Annotated in this window: 14 protein-coding genes; 5 read left to right on the forward strand and 9 right to left on the reverse strand. The window is 68.9% G+C overall.

Features of this window, described 5'->3' with window-relative positions; translation table 11 throughout:
- Positions 1-28 precede the first annotated feature (28 nt).
- On the forward strand, positions 29-1,309 hold the full coding sequence (locus tag ASE78_RS13240) for an Hsp70 family protein (protein ID WP_056497844.1): 1,281 nt from the start codon (positions 29-31) through the stop codon (positions 1,307-1,309).
- A 237-nt stretch (positions 1,310-1,546) separates the two neighbouring features.
- Positions 1,547-2,545: a nucleoside hydrolase gene (locus ASE78_RS13245; RefSeq protein WP_056497845.1), complete on the forward strand. Its 999-nt coding sequence runs from the start codon at positions 1,547-1,549 to the stop codon at positions 2,543-2,545.
- A gap of 132 nt (positions 2,546-2,677) precedes the next feature.
- On the opposite strand, the gene treF is transcribed toward ASE78_RS13245, so the two are convergent.
- Both treF and ASE78_RS13255 read right to left on the reverse strand, forming a co-directional pair.
- On the reverse strand, positions 2,678-4,255 hold the full coding sequence (gene treF, locus ASE78_RS13250) for an alpha,alpha-trehalase TreF (RefSeq protein ID WP_056497846.1): 1,578 nt from the start codon (positions 4,253-4,255) through the stop codon (positions 2,678-2,680).
- Positions 4,256-4,323: 68 nt separating this feature from the next.
- Positions 4,324-5,328 (reverse strand): fumarylacetoacetate hydrolase family protein, encoded by a 1,005-nt coding sequence (locus ASE78_RS13255; RefSeq protein WP_056497847.1) that lies wholly within the window; start codon positions 5,326-5,328, stop codon positions 4,324-4,326.
- A gap of 146 nt (positions 5,329-5,474) precedes the next feature.
- Between ASE78_RS13255 and ASE78_RS13260 the strand changes: the two genes are divergently transcribed.
- Together ASE78_RS13260 and ASE78_RS13265 are read left to right on the forward strand one after the other, a co-directional pair.
- Positions 5,475-5,921: a hemerythrin domain-containing protein gene (locus ASE78_RS13260; RefSeq protein ID WP_056497848.1), complete on the forward strand. Its 447-nt coding sequence runs from the start codon at positions 5,475-5,477 to the stop codon at positions 5,919-5,921.
- Between the two features lie 42 nt (positions 5,922-5,963).
- Positions 5,964-7,253 carry an adenylosuccinate synthase gene (locus tag ASE78_RS13265; RefSeq protein WP_055759690.1) on the forward strand — a complete coding sequence of 430 codons (1,290 nt, stop codon included), beginning with the start codon at positions 5,964-5,966 and terminating at the stop codon, positions 7,251-7,253.
- A gap of 76 nt (positions 7,254-7,329) precedes the next feature.
- Here the strand turns inward: ASE78_RS13265 and ASE78_RS13270 are convergent, their stop codons facing one another.
- From ASE78_RS13270 to ASE78_RS13295, 6 genes are all read right to left on the reverse strand, one after another.
- Entirely contained in the window at positions 7,330-7,638 is a 309-nt protein-coding gene (locus tag ASE78_RS13270; RefSeq protein ID WP_055759686.1) for a hypothetical protein, read from the reverse strand.
- Positions 7,639-7,777: 139 nt separating this feature from the next.
- Positions 7,778-8,845 (reverse strand): chorismate synthase, encoded by a 1,068-nt coding sequence (gene aroC, locus ASE78_RS13275; RefSeq protein WP_056497849.1) that lies wholly within the window; start codon positions 8,843-8,845, stop codon positions 7,778-7,780.
- A 2-nt stretch (positions 8,846-8,847) separates the two neighbouring features.
- Positions 8,848-9,357: a GNAT family N-acetyltransferase gene (locus tag ASE78_RS13280; protein ID WP_056497850.1), complete on the reverse strand. Its 510-nt coding sequence runs from the start codon at positions 9,355-9,357 to the stop codon at positions 8,848-8,850.
- A 7-nt stretch (positions 9,358-9,364) separates the two neighbouring features.
- Positions 9,365-10,168, reverse strand: a complete 804-nt coding sequence (gene fabI / locus ASE78_RS13285) for an enoyl-ACP reductase FabI (protein WP_055759676.1) — start codon at positions 10,166-10,168, stop codon at positions 9,365-9,367.
- Complete coding sequence (locus ASE78_RS13290) at positions 10,165-11,106, reverse strand: YihY/virulence factor BrkB family protein (RefSeq protein WP_056497851.1); 942 nt, start codon at positions 11,104-11,106, stop codon at positions 10,165-10,167. The genes fabI and ASE78_RS13290 overlap by 4 nt, the downstream gene beginning before the upstream one ends.
- Before the next feature lie 28 nt (positions 11,107-11,134).
- A complete protein-coding gene (locus ASE78_RS13295) occupies positions 11,135-12,079 on the reverse strand; it encodes a DnaJ C-terminal domain-containing protein (protein ID WP_056497852.1) in 945 nt (314 codons plus the stop codon).
- A gap of 159 nt (positions 12,080-12,238) precedes the next feature.
- Here ASE78_RS13295 and ASE78_RS13300 point away from each other — a divergent pair, with 159 nt between their 5' ends.
- Positions 12,239-12,922, forward strand: coding sequence for a DUF4197 domain-containing protein (locus tag ASE78_RS13300; RefSeq protein WP_056497853.1), 684 nt, complete (start codon positions 12,239-12,241; stop codon positions 12,920-12,922).
- 184 nt (positions 12,923-13,106) lie between these two features.
- Here the strand turns inward: ASE78_RS13300 and ggt are convergent, their stop codons facing one another.
- Entirely contained in the window at positions 13,107-14,849 is a 1,743-nt protein-coding gene (gene ggt / locus ASE78_RS13305; protein WP_056497854.1) for a gamma-glutamyltransferase, read from the reverse strand.
- Positions 14,850-14,882: the final 33 nt, after the last annotated feature.

The raw sequence follows: 14,882 nt of genomic DNA on the forward strand, positions 1-14,882 counted from the left end.
CCCCCGCCGCTACCGGAGTACGTGCCCCATGCCCCCCGTCCTCGGCCTCGATTTCGGCACCACCAACACCGTCCTCGCGCGGGCGGGCGACGATGGCCACGCCACGCTGGTCCCGCTCGCCACGCCGCACGGTCCCGACAGCGTGTTCCGCTCGGCGCTGTGCTTCTGGCAGGACGAGGTGCCCGGCGGCATCGCCCATGCCGCCGGCCCGTGGGCGATCGACGAATATCTCCAGTTCCCCGAGGGTTGCCGCTTCCTGCAATCGTTCAAGTCGGTCGCCGCCAGCGCCTCGTTCGACAGCGCGCCGATCTTCCAGCGCCGCTACCGGTTCGAGGATCTCGGCCGGACCTTCCTCGATCATCTCGCCAGCCATGCCGGCGGCGCGCTGACCGGGGCGAAGCGGATCGTCGTCGGCCGCCCCGTCACCTATGCCGGCCACCGCCCCGACGAGGCGCTCGCCCGCACCCGCTACGACGCGATGTTCGCCGCGCTGGGCGCGCAGATCGTCTATGTTCACGAACCGCTCGGCGCGGCGTTCAGCCATGCCGCAACATTGGATGCCGCCGCGACGATCCTCGTCGCCGATTTCGGCGGCGGCACCAGCGACTTCTCGATCGTCCGGCTGGAGGCACCGGGGTCGGAACGGCGCGCTACCCCGCTCGGGTCGGCCGGCATCGGCATCGCCGGCGACCAGTTCGACCGCCGCATCCTCGACCGCCTCGTCCTGCCGTTGCTCGGCAAGGGCGGCACCTATCGCTCGTTCGACAAGGTGCTGGAAATCCCGCCCGGCCATTTCAGCGACTTCGGCGACTGGTCGCGCCTCGCGCTGATGCGCAACCGCAAGACGCTCGCCGAACTCGAAACGCTGCGCCGCGCCGCGACCGACCCGGCGGCAATCGAACGCATGGTCGCGGTGATCGAGGGCGAACAAGGCTATCCGCTCTACGACGCGGTCGGCCAGGTCAAACGCGCGTTGTCGCAGGGCGACGAGGCGACCTTCGCGTTCGAAGGCGGCGGCATCGCGATCGAGGCCCCCGTCACCCGCGCCCAGTTCGATGACTGGATCGCCCCCGACATCGAGCGCATCATGGGCGTTGTCGAGCGCGCGCTCGACACCGCTGGCGTATCGGCCGACACGATCGACCGCGTGTTCCTGACCGGCGGCACCTCGCTCACCCCCGCCATCCGCCGCGCCTTCGCCACCCGCTTCGGCGAGGGGCGCCTAGCCAGCGGCGGCGAACTCACCTCGGTCGCCCACGGCCTCGCGCTGATCGGCGCGCAGGAGGATGTCGCCGCCTGGGCGGCGTAGCGGTACGCGATCCGTCATGTTGCCCCTTCGTCACCCCGGACCTGTTCCGGGGTCCACCGGGCCGCAAACGCTGTCGATAGTGCATCCATCGATACCGGTCGCTGCACCGTAGACCCCGGAACAAGTCCGGGGTGACGGCGCGGAAATGAATGTCGCGTCCGACGACCTCCCCCTGTCCTACACCGCCACGCTGCTGCAGGATGCCGCCCGGACGCGACGCGACAGGAGGAACCCGCGATGGACAGACGATCGATCCTGACCGGCATCGGCGCGGCGGGCTGCGCCGCGATCCTCCCCCGCCCCGCCGCAGCGCGGACCTTGAGCGCCCGCCCCCGCGCGCGCGTCATCCTCGACAATGATTTTTCGGGCGATCCCGACGGGCTGTTCCAACTTGCACACCATCTGCTCTCGCCCGCCGTCACCGTGCCGCTGGTGATCGGATCGCACATCCACCCGAACGATTTTCTCGACAAATGCACGACGCAGGCGGACCATGCGGTGCGCGTCGCCAGTGAATTGATCGACCGGATGCGCCTCGCACAGCGCCCCGTTCTGATCGCCGGCCGCAACGCCGCGCCGCCGCCCGGCGCACCGCCCGAAGCGACCCCCGCCGCCCGCCGGATCGTCGCCGAGGCGCTGCGCACCGATACCGACCTGCCGCTGTTCTACGCCGCCGGCGCAGGGCTGACCGATCTCGCCGAGGCATTGCGGATCGACCCGCGCATCGCGTCGCGCCTGAAGCTGGTCTGGATCGGCGGCCCCGAGCATGACGATCCGGTCCGCGCCGCCACCCCCGAATACAACCTCACCATCGATCTCGCCGCCGCGCAAACCGTGTTCAACGATTCGGGCGTCGAGATCTGGCAGGTCCCGCGCGACGTCTATCGCACGCTGCTCGTCAGCCATGCCGAACTGGTCGAGGGGCTGCGCGGCGCCGGCGCTCTCGGCGACTATCTGCTCGACCGGCTCGAAGCGACGATCGCGCTGGCCCGCTACCGGCTCGGCGAAACCTATGCGCTGGGCGACAGTCCGCTGGTCACACTCACCGCGCTGCAATCGGCGTTCGACGCCGATAGTTCGTCGAGCGCCTATCGCGTTCGCCCGACCCCGCGCATCACCGATCGCGGCGGCTATGCGCCCATGCCCGGCGGCCGGCCGATGCGGGTCTATACCGCGATCGACACCCGCCTGACGCTTGCCGACATGTTCGCCAAATTCCGCACGGCAAGCGGATGATCGCGCCACCTCGGAATGCTACGCATTCGCAACAAACCCGTCGCTAGTGTAAACTTTGTAAACTTTGGACCGACTTTCGGTATGAAACGGCCCATTCTCCCCTCCCTGACAAGGGAGGGGAGCAAGTCCGGCCTAATTCCGCCCCGCCGAAGCCCGGTCGAGCAACGCCCGCGTCACGCCGTTGGTCCAGCCGAACCCGTCCTGCAACGGATACTCGCCGCCCCCGCCCGGCCGCACCGCCTCGACGTCATATTTCTCGACCAGCTTGCCCGAGGCGGCATATTCACGCTCGACCGTGGTCAGGAAGCTGCCCGCGATCCGGTCGGCCAGCGCGCGCTCGCCGACCCGGTCGAGGCCGTGGACCGCCACCCATTGCAGCGGTGCCCAGCCGTTCGGCCGGTCCCACTGCTGCCCGGTCTGAACCTCGGTACTGCGCAGGCCGCCGGGCGCGACCAGCCGTGCCTCGATCGTCCGCGCCACCCGCGCGGCGCGCGGCGCGGTCGTCAGCCCGACGAACAACGGAAAGGCGGTGGCGGCGCTCGCCCCGCCGCGCAACCGCCGGCGGGCGACGTCATAATCGCCATAGCGCCCCTCGTCCTCGCTCCACAGCCAGCGCTCGATCGCCTGCCCGCGCCGCGCGGCCCGCGCCGCAAAGTCGCGCGCGGTCGCCGCATCGCCGGTCCGCGTCGCCAGATCGGCGATCGATCGCTCCAGCCCCCACAACAGGCTGTTGAGATCGGCGGGCAGCAGATTGGCGGTATCGATCGTCGCCAGCGTCCGCCCATCGGCCAGCCAGCGCGACGAATAGTCCCAGCCGCTCTCCGCCCCGGCGCGCAGGTGGCGATACACCTCGGCCGCCGGTCGCCCGCTCGCCCGCGCCGTCTCGACATCCTCGCGCCACGATTCGTCGCGCGGGGTATCCCTGCCATCCCAGTAATGCTGGAGCACCGCGCCATCGGGCAGCGTCACCGACCGTTCGGGCGCGGTGAAAAAGGCGTGCTCGCGCTTTAGCGCCGCCAGCCGCCGCTTGAGCACCGCCGGGTCCTGCACCTTCGACAGCCCCATCATCAGATACAGGAACGGCGGCTGCGACCGGCTGAGATAATAGCTGCGCGTGCCGTTGGGCACATGGCCATAGCGCTCGACCAGATCGGTGAAGCCGGCGACCATCGATTCGATCAGGTCCTGCCGCCCGTCCGCCGCCAGCCCGAGCATCGTGAAATAGCTGTCCCAATAGTACAGTTCGCGAAACCGCCCGCCGGGCACCACGAACCGGTCGCTGACCGCCAGCGCGCTCGACCCCGGCGGCGGCGTGACGGGATCGCGGGTCAGATGCGGCCACAGCTCGGCGATATGCCGCGCGATCGGCAGGCGCGGCCCGGTGGCGGACGCAGGCGGCGTCTCCAGCCCCGGCACGTCGAAATTGGCCAGCACGAACGCGCGGAGCGCCGCGTCATCGGCAAAGCTTCCACGGCGATACTCGGCAAGGATCGCCGCGTCGCTCCGCCTCGGCACCGCATCGACGAAGGTCTTGCCGTCGGGAAAGATGCGCCGCATCTGCACCGCCTCGAACAACGGCCCGAAGCGTTCGGCTGGCGTCGCCACCGCGCCCGCCCGCGATACCTGCGCCACCGGCGGCGCGCCGTGCGTCGTCGCGCACCCGGCGAGCAACAGCGGCAGCGCCCAGCGCAGCGGTTTGGCGTGAATCATGGCATGGCCCCCGGACGGTTACGACTCCGGTGCAAATCGTCGAGGGGCCACCCCCGTTCCCTTGAACGTTACCCGCCGACGACCTGTTCGATGACCCCGAAGATCGGATGATGCCGGTCGTCCTCGGCCCAGATGCGGACGGTATCGCCGCTTTTTAGGAACGGCGTCTCCGCCTTGCCGCCCCGGATCGTCTCGACGGTGCGCAGTTCCGCCAGGCACGAATAGCCGACCCCGCCGTCGCCCACCGGCTTGCCCGGCCCGCCGTCGGCATCGCGGTTGGACACGGTGCCAGAGCCAATGATCGTCCCCGCCCCCAGCGCGCGGGTCTGGGCGGCATGGGCGATCAGCGTGCCGAAATCGAACGTCATGTCCTCGCCCGCTTCCGCCCGGCCGAACGCCACGCCGTTCAGATCGACGCACAGCCGGCGGTGCAGCTTGCCGTCCCGCCACCAACTCCCAAGCGAATCGGGCGTCGCGAACACCGGCGAGAACGCCGAGGCCGGCTTCGACTGGAAGAAGCCGAACCCCTTGGCCAGTTCGCCAGGGATCAGCCCGCGCAGGCTGACGTCGTTGGTGAGGCCCACCAGCCGCACCGCCGCCAGCGCCTCCTCGCGCGACGCGCCCATCGCGACATCGCCGGTCACGACCACCACCTCGCCCTCAAAATCGAGGCCCCAGCTATCGTCGCCGGCCGGGATCGGATCGCGCGGGCCAAGGAATCCGTCCGACCCGCCCTGATACATCAACGGATCGTGCCAGAAGCTGTCGGGCATCTCCGCGCCGCGCGCCTGCCGCACCAGCGCGACATGGTTCACATAGGCGGAGCCATCGGCCCATTGATACGCGCGGGGCAGCGGCGATGCCGCGTCGCGCTCGTGGAACCGGTCCTTGGGGATGACGTCATGGTCGAGATCGGTGGCAAGGTTGCGCAGGTCGCCCTCCACCCGGTCCCAATCGTCCAGCGCCGCCTGCAACGTCGGCGCGATCGCGCTCGCATCGGCATACCACGCCAGGTCGGTCGAAACGACGACCAGCCGGCCGTCGCGGCCATGCTTGAGGCTGGCAAGTTTCATGGGCACGCTCTCCTGCGATTATCCTGTGCGCCCGGTTGTGCGCGCGGGTTTCACGGATGTCGAGGGCGCGTATCCCTCATGCTTTGTTAGCGTTTTCATACGATCCATATGTATTGTCATCCGCACCGCACCGGGGGAATCGAGCGATGTTGCACCGGGATCGACTGAGCGAGGAACACAGGGCGATCGAAGCGGTCGCCGCCGGCTTGCTGGGCCTGTGCGCCACCCGTCCGCTCGATCCGGGTGCCGTCGCCCGGGCCCGCTGGCAGCTCAGCCGCCTGCTGCTCGCCCATCTCGCGACCGAGGACCAACTGCTCTACCCGCTGCTCGAACGCGATCCGTCGCCAGAGGTCGCCAATCTGTCGCGGCGGATGCAGGCGCAGATGGGCGGCCTCGCCGATGCGTTCAAAGCCTATATGCGCGACTGGGACGGCACCGCCCTCGCCGCCGATCCCGACGGCTTCGTTCACGCTACCCGTGCCGTGCTCGCCGCGCTCGGCCAGCGCATCCGGCAGGAGGAATCGCAACTCTATCGTCACATTCCGCCGCCTTCGGCACCGCGCACGGTGGACGCGGCCCCGCGACGCGCCTAAGCGCCGTCCACATACGCGGACAGTATCGAGGAATTGGACGGAGTGGCCAACGTAGCGGTGATCGGCGCCCAATGGGGTGACGAGGGCAAGGGCAAGATCGTCGACTGGCTGGCGGAACGCGCCGACATGGTCGTCCGGTTTCAGGGCGGGCACAATGCCGGCCATACGCTGGTCGTCGGCGGCACCACCTATAAATTGTCGCTGCTGCCCTCGGGCATCGTGCGCGGCACGCCGTCGATCGTCGGCAACGGCGTGGTGCTCGACCCTTGGGCACTGAAGGCCGAGATCGAGCGGCTGCGCGATCAGGGCGTCTCGGTCACGCCCGACACGCTGATGATCGCCGAAACCTGCACGCTGATCCTCCCCTTCCACCGCGACCTCGACGGTCTGCGCGAGGATGCGAGCGGCGCCGGCAAGATCGGCACCACCCGTCGCGGCATCGGCCCGGCGTACGAGGACAAGGTCGGCCGTCGCGCGATCCGCGTGTGCGACCTTGCCCATCTCGACCAGCTCGAACCGCAACTCGATCGCCTCACCGCGCATCACGACGCGCTGCGCGCCGGCTTCGGCGAGAGCGCGATCGACCGGGCGCAACTGATCGCCGAACTGCGCGAGATCGCCGGCTTCGTGCTGCCCTATGCCCAGCCGGTGTGGCGCGTGCTCGCCGACGCCCGTGCGAAGGGCAAGCGCATCCTGTTCGAAGGCGCGCAGGGCGTGCTGCTCGACATCGATCACGGCACCTATCCCTTCGTCACCTCGTCCAACACCATCGCCGGCACGGCGGCGGGCGGTTCGGGCATGGGGCCGGGCGCGGTCGGCTTCGTGCTCGGCATCGCCAAGGCGTACACCACCCGCGTCGGTTCCGGCCCCTTCCCGACCGAACTGGAAGACGCCACCGGCCAGCGGCTGGGCGAGCGTGGCCATGAATTCGGCACGGTCACGGGGCGCAAGCGCCGCTGCGGCTGGTTCGACAGCGTGCTGGTGCGTCAGGCGGTGGCGGTATCGGGCGTGACCGGCATCGCGCTGACCAAGCTCGACGTGCTCGACGGGTTCGAGGAAATCCGCATCTGCACCGGCTATCGCCTCGGCGATCGCACGCTCGATTATTTCCCCGCCCATGCCGCCGACCAGATGGCGGTCGAGCCGATCTACGAAACCATCGCCGGCTGGTCCGAATCGACCGCGGGCGCACGGAGCTGGGCCGAACTCCCGGCGCAGGCGATCAAGTACATCCGCCGGATCGAGGAACTGATCCAGTGCCCGGTGACGCTGGTATCGACCAGCCCCGAGCGCGACGATACGATCCTCGTCCGCGATCCCTTCGCCGACTGATCGCACGTCGACCGACGCGAAAAAGGCCCGCCCGGAACCTCCGGGCGGGCCTTTTTCATACGCAATCCGTACCGCGTCAGCGGGGCGTCGCGCCCGGCGGCGTGCCGACCGGTGTATCGCCGGTGGTATTCGGCGGGGTCGTATCGTCGGTCGTGGTTGTCGACGGATCGGTCGGACGTGCCGGATCGTCGGGCTGCGTCGTGGGTTCCGGCACCGGGTTGGTCGGACCGGTCGTCAGCGGCGCGGGCTGCGTCGGACGGGTCGGATCGATCGTGCCGGGTGTCGTCGTCGGTGAGGTCGGCGACGTCGGGGTCTGCGGCACCTGCGCGATGGCGGCGGTCGATCCCGCGAGGATCAGCAGGCCGGTAAAGATGGTCTTACGCATCGGAAGTCTCCTTGCATCAAGCAGGAGGTTCAAGTCCCCGGGCGTCCGATTGGCTCCACCAGTCCTGCTCAACCCATCGCAGGATACCAACATTTCCCGGACCAGCCGTTGCCGATCGACGATGGCCGGTCCGGTTGGTTCAGCCGGTCTGCCCGCGATGCCGCAGTTTCTGGTCGGCCAGCACCAGCGCGACCATCGCCTCCACCACCGGCACGCCGCGGATACCGACACACGGATCGTGGCGGCCCTTGGTCGCGATCACCGCCGCTTCGCCCTGCGGCGAAATCGTCTCGACCGGCGTCAGGATCGAGCTGGTCGGCTTGAACGCCACGCGCAGCCGCACCGGCTGTCCCGTCGAGATGCCGCCCGCGATCCCCCCGGCATGGTTCGCCAGAAACTCCGGCCCATTCGCGCCGGGGCGCATCGGATCGGCATTCGCCTCCCCCGACAGCGCCGCCGCCGCGAAGCCGTCGCCGATCTCGACGCCCTTTACCGCATTGATCGACATGGCAGCGCTCGCCAGTTCGGCATCGAGCTTGGCATAGAGCGGCGCGCCCCACCCCGCCGGCACGCCGACCGCTTCGCAGGCGATCACCGCGCCGAGCGACGATCCCGCCTTGCGCGCGCCGTCGACCAGCGCTTCCCAACGTAGCGCGGCGGCGGCATCAGGGCAGAAGAAAGGGTTACGGCCGATCTCTTGCAGGTCGAACTTCGCCGGATCGATCGCATCGCCGCCGATCGATTCGACCCATCCGGTGATCGTCACTTCGGGGATGACCAGTCGCGCGACCGCACCCGCCGCGACCCGCGCCGCCGTCTCCCGCGCCGACGACCGGCCACCACCGCGATAGTCGCGAAAGCCGTATTTCGCATCATAGGCGTAATCGGCATGACCGGGGCGATAGGCCTTGGCGACCTCCGAATAATCCTTCGACCGCTGGTCGACATTCTCGATCATCAGGCTGATCGGCGTGCCGGTCGTCCGACCCTCGAACACGCCCGACAGGATGCGCACCGCATCCGGCTCGCGCCGCTGCGTCGTGAACCGGCTGGTCCCCGGTCGCCGCGCGTCGAGGAACGGCTGGATATTACCCTCGCTCAGCGGCAACCCCGGCGGACACCCGTCGACGACCGCGCCCAGCGCCGGCCCATGGCTCTCGCCCCAGGTGGTGAACCGGAACAGATGCCCGAAGCTGTTGTGGCTCATTGCTATTCTCCAAGCATCGCGAACGCACCGGCATGGGTCGCCGTGCCGGGGGTGTGGATGCACGGCCCGTCGTTCAGGCGCAGCGCCATGAAATGCTCGCCGGCATAGGGGCTGTCGAACCCTGCCGCGACGGCGGCGTCGAACCCGAAGCGGTCGTAAAACGCCGGATCGCCCAGCACGAACGCCAGTTCCGCGCCACCGCTGCGCAGATGGGCGATGGCGGCGGCGGTCAGCGCCTCACCTACCCCTTGCCCACGCGCCTCACGCGCCACCGCCAGCGGCGCGATGGCGACCGCCGCCACCTCGCGCGTATCGGCGGTGACGTGCATCCGGCTGGCGGCGACCATGCCGGTGATCGCGCCGGCATCCTCGGCGACCAGCACCAGCACCAGATCGCCGTCGACGGCGAGGTGCTGCACCAGCCGCGCTTCCTCATCCCGTGGGAAACAGGTGCGCAACAGCGCATCGACCGCCGGAGCATCGCCGCCGGTCGCGGCACGGATCACCGCCACGGTGGCCTCAGGACAACGCGATGTCGGGCGCGTCCTCGGCCTTCATGCCGATGACATTGTAGCCGGCATCGACATGGTGGATCTCGCCGGTCACGCCGCTCGACAGGTCGCTCAGCAGATACAGCCCCGCCCCGCCGACATCGTCGATCGTGACGTTCCGGCGCAACGGCGAATTCAGCTCGTTCCATTTCAGGATGTAGCGGAAATCGCCGATGCCGCTCGCGGCCAGCGTCTTGATCGGACCCGCCGAGATCGCGTTCACGCGGATATTCTCCGGCCCCATGTCCATCGCCAGATATTTGACCGACATGTCGAGCGCCGCCTTGGCGACGCCCATCACATTGTAATGCGGCACGACCTTTTCCGACCCGTAATAGGTCAGCGTCACCAGCGATCCGCCATTCGGCATCAACGCCCGCGCGCGCTTGGCGACGGCGGTGAAGGAATAGACGCTGATGTTCATCGTCATCAGGAAATTGTCGAGGCTGGTGTCGTAATAGTGGCCGCGCAGCTCGTTCTTATCCGAAAAGCCGATCGCATGGACGACGAAGTCGATCGTCGGCCAGCGCGCCGCGATCCGCTCGAACGCGGTGTCGAGCGATTCCATGGTCGCGACATCGCATTCGATCAGAAAGTCCGATCCCAGTTCGCCCGCCAACGGCCGCACGCGCCGCTCCAGCGCCTCGCCCTGATAGGTGAAGGCCAGTTCGGCCCCCTGCGCGGCCAGCTGCTTGGCGATGCCCCAGGCCAGCGACCGATCATTGGCGAGTCCCATGATGACCCCGCGCTTGCCCTGCATCAGTCCGTTCACGCGACTTTCCCTTTTTCTTCGTCCGTCGGCCCCTCTAGCGCGGCTTCGGGCGTCTCCGCCAGCGCCGCGTTCAATTCCCCGCCGATCACCACACCCAGCCCGACGATATAGAAGAAGAACAGCGCGATCATCACGCCCGCAAGGCTGCCATAGGTGCGATCATACCCCCCCAGCATGTCGAGCGTGAGCGGCAGGAGCTGCGTCGTTCCGATCCACACCCCGGCCGTCGCCACCGCGCCCGGCCATTTGGGGCAGCCCGACTGCCGGTATCGTTTGGGGGCCAGCGTATAGAACAGGATGTAGAGCGCCAGCAGCAGCGCCAGCGCCGGAAACAGCTTCGCGATCGACAGATACGCGGCATAGGGCGCGAGGAACGGCAGCGCGCGATAGATCAGTTGCTCTACGCCGACCAGCACGACCTGCAGGCTGAACGCCACCATCAACAGCACGACCGACCCAACGATCAACCCGATCGATCCCAGCCGATATTCCCAGAACGGCCGCGAGAACGGCACGCCATACGCTTGCCGCAGAATCGATCGCACCGTTTCGATGAACCCGGTCGTCGTCCACAACCCCACCAGCGCACCGAGCCACAGCAACGATCCCGACCGTGCCTGCAACACGTCGAGGATCGGCTGCTGCAGGACGCTCGCCACTTCGGCGGGCACGGTTTCGAGGAACGCGCTGACCGCATGGACGCTGTCGTCGCTGCGCCCGAACGCCCGCGCGATCGCCGCCGCGACGATGAAGAACGGGAACAGCGTCAGCAGCGACAGATAGGCGAGGTTGCCGGCATGGGTGAAGCCGTCGTTGAACGTGCCGACCACCACCCGCTTCGCCACCTCGATCGCGCGCACCGACGGGCGCAATCGCGACAGGGCGGGGCGGCCGCGCCGGTGGCGTGCTTCGGGGCTTTCGGGCGACGGCTGGGTCATGGCTGCTCCAGCCGGGTTCAGGTCGGCGTCAAACGCCGAAGCGGCCCCGGGGGTCCGTCGCCGGTCCGTCCCACCGCTGGACGAATTCGACCAGTGCATCGTCATCGACCGGCAGATCGACCAGCAACGTCACCAACTGATCGCCGCGCGTCGCGTCCTTGCGGTGGAACCCCCGCCCTTTCAGCCGCAGCGTCTTGCCCGAGGTCGACCCCCTCGGCACGCTCAGCATCACCGCGCCTTCCACGGTCGGCACGCGAATCTTCGCGCCAAGCACCGCTTCGGACAGCGTGATCGGCAGGTCGACGCGAACGTCGTCCCCGTCGCGGACATAGAAGCGATGCGGTTCAACCTCGATCGTCACGATCGCGTCCCCCGCCCCGCCGGGGCCGGGCTCGCCCTTGCCCGACAGCCGCATCTGCGTACCGCTCTCGACGCCGGCGGGCAGCTTCAGGTCGAGCGTCTTGCCGTCGGCCAGCGTGATGCGCTGCGGGCTGCGCGTCGCGGCATCCTCGAACGGGACTTTCAGGCGATAGGCGACGTTCGCGCCCTTGGGCTGCGGCCGGCGGCCGAACCCGCTGGCGAAGCCGCCGCCCGGACCACCCGCATTGCCGCGCCCGCCGAACAGCCCCTCGAAGATGTCCGAAAAATCGCCGCCCTGGCCCGCACCGCCCATGTCGAAGCCGCCGCGTCCGCCCGGCCCCGGCTGGAACCCGCCGCCGGGTCCACCGCCATAGCCGAACGGCGACGCCGGATTGCCCTCTCCGTCGATCTCGCCCCGGTCGAACCGCGCGCGCTTGTCCTTGTCGGTCAGCAGGTCATAGGCCTGCGTCACCTTGGAAAAACGGTCGGACGCCGCCTTGTTGTCCTTGTTGCGATCGGGATGCAGCTCCTTCGCCAGCTTGCGATAGGCCTTTTTTATATCCGCTTCGCTGGCGTCACGCGCCACGCCCAGGGTTGCATAGGGGTCTGCCATGGCCCGGTAGCTAGGGCGGGCGCGCGGAATCGGCAATGGCTGGCATCGCGAAACGGCCGCAAAAGCGTTCACGGTTCAACATCGGTTCACGGCAGGGACGGCACCGGAACGCGCATGGCTGCGTTGGCAGCGCATTGGATTGTCCCTGAAGGAGACCGCATGCTCCAGTCCCCCGTTTCGCGCCGGCATATCCTGGGTGGTGCCGCGCTGCTGCTGCCGGTCGCGATGCTCGGCGGCTGCGCCACGCCGCTGGGCAGCTATGGCGTCGAGGAAGGGGTGCGCCGGCTGCTCACCCTGTCGAGCGAGCGCGCCTTTTCGCGACTGATCCGGCCCGGCGGATTCTACGACGATCAACTCACCCGGCTGACGCTGCCCGACACCGGCGGGCAGAACAATGTGCTGGCCGCCGTGCTGCGGACCAATGCGGTGCGCTCGCGGATCGCGCTGGCGCTGAACGAAGTGGCGGTCGATGCCGCCGACCGGGCGACGCCGGTGGTGCTGGACGCCATTCGCGGGCTGACGCTGGGCGATGCGCTGGCGGTGCTGCGCGGCGGGCCGACCGCCGCCACCGACCTGCTGGCGCGCGAAACGCGCGGCGCGGTGGTCGAGGCGATGTTCCCCGAATTTTCGAACGGCCTGCGATCCGACGCGACCGAAATCCTCTCGGCGATCGTCACCGCGCAGACCGGGATCGACTATACCGCCATCGCCCGCAGCGCGGCGGACCAGGCGGGTGCCGCGATTTTCCGCGCGATCGGCCGGGAAGAAGCCGCCATCCGCGCCGACCCGCGCCGGACCGGCGATCCGGTGCTGACCGCGCTGTTGCTGGGGACGGGGCGGTAAATCTTGTCGTAGACGCAGAGCACGGGAATCATAATCCTGGGGTCGGAGGTTCAAATTCCCCTCCCGCGCTACCACCGCCATCCCCGCGCAGGCGGGGATCCATATGCGCCAACGTTCGCGATCAATCGTAACCGTCAGCGGCTATGGATTCCCGCCTGCGCGGGAATGACGACGGTGGGAAAACCTACTCCACCAACACCACACCCTCACGTCGCGGATCATAGCCGCCGTCGATCCGCCCATCGCGCACGATGACGCCGTGCAGCCCCGAATCCTCGCCCTGCCCCGGCTGCACCCGCACGCCGCGCGCCGCCAGCGCCGACAGCACGGCGGGCGGGAACTTCGTCACCTCGCCCTGAAACCCGTCCCCCTTGGCGACGAGGTTCGGCAACGCCAGCGCCTGCTGCATCGGCAGCTTCCATTCGACCGCGCCGACCAGCGACTTGCCGACATAGGCGAGGATCGCATTGCCCCCGGCCGATCCCAGCGCGCCGGCGAACTTGCCGCCGCGGTCGATCATCACCAGCGGCGTCATCGACGATCGCGGCCGCTTGCCCGGCGCCACCGCATTGGCCGCCGCCCGCCCCTGCGCATCGCGCGGGGCAAAGGCGAAATCGGTCATCTGGTTGTTGAGGAAGAAACCGTCGACCATTCGCCCGCTGCCGAAGAAGCTTTCGACCGTGGTGGTCATCGATACGACATTGCCCGCCGCATCGCCGACGATGAAGTGCGAGGTGCCGGTCGGCTCCAGCGTCGAATCGATCCCCGCCGTCACCGTACCCGCCGGCACGCCCGCCACAGGCGCAGGTCCGGCGACCGGACCGATCAGCTTCGCGCGATCGGCGATATAGGTCGGGCTGAGCAGTCCGGCGATCGGCACGGTGACGAATGCCGGATCGCCGACATACCGGTCGCGATCGGCATACATCAGCCGGCTCGCCTCAGCGAAGAGATACCATGCCTGCGGATCGTTCGGCCCCCGCGTGTCGATGTCGGTCCGCCCGAGGATCGCGAGCAGTTCGAGCAGGCCGACGCCCGACGACGGCGGCGGCGGCGTGCAGACGATATAGACGCGCCAGTTGCCGCACAGCGGCGCGCGCTTGACCGCACGGTAGCCGGTGAGATCGGCCAGCGTCATCGTGCCCGGCAGGCTGCCGGTGGTCGTCGCCGCGACGATCGCCTCCGCCGTCCTGCCGGTATAGAGCGCGTCCGGCCCCCGTTTGGCGAGCCGTTCGAGGAAGTCGGCATAGCGCGGGTTCTTGATCCGCGTGCCGGCAGTGACGAAGCCGCCGCCCTTCGTCCCGAAATAGCGCTTCACGTCGTCGGTCGCGAGCTGCGGCGACTTGCCGGCAAGGAACCGGCCGAGACGCGGCGAGACGAGGAAGCCCTTGCCCGCCGCGCGCTCGGCATCGTCGAACAAGTCGCGCCAGCGCAGCGTACCGTGATCGCCATGCGCGGTCGCCAGCATCCGCACCACGCCCGGAACCCCGGTCGCGCGGCCGCTGACCACGGCTTGCGCGAACGGCATCGGCTGGCCATCGCTCCCAAGGAACATCGTCGGCGCGGCGCCCGCCGGGGCGGTTTCGCGCCCGTCGAAGATTTCGACCTTGCCGGTCTTTGCGTTGAAATAGGTCAGGAACGCGCCGCCGCCGATCCCTGAGCTTTGCGGTTCGACCAGCGACAGCATCGCCTGCACCGCGATCGCCGCGTCGATAGCGCTGCCGCCCTTGCGCAACACCGCCATCCCCGCTTCTGCCGCCTGCCGGTTGGCGGCGACGACGAACTTCTGCTGCGTGGCGGCGGGAGCGGCGGCGGCGGGCCGGGCGACGGGGGCATCGGCGGCGGCGGTGCGCGGCCGTCCTATTCCGAAACAACCGCCAAGCGAGAACGCGAGGGCGGCGGTGAGCGCGGTGGCGATGATCCTCATGGAGCAAGGGCTTAGCCAAGCCGGCCCGCCACC

It is taken from the genome of Sphingomonas sp. Leaf25, assembly GCF_001421635.1.
In the GTDB taxonomy this organism is placed as follows: Bacteria; Pseudomonadota; Alphaproteobacteria; order Sphingomonadales; family Sphingomonadaceae; genus Sphingomonas.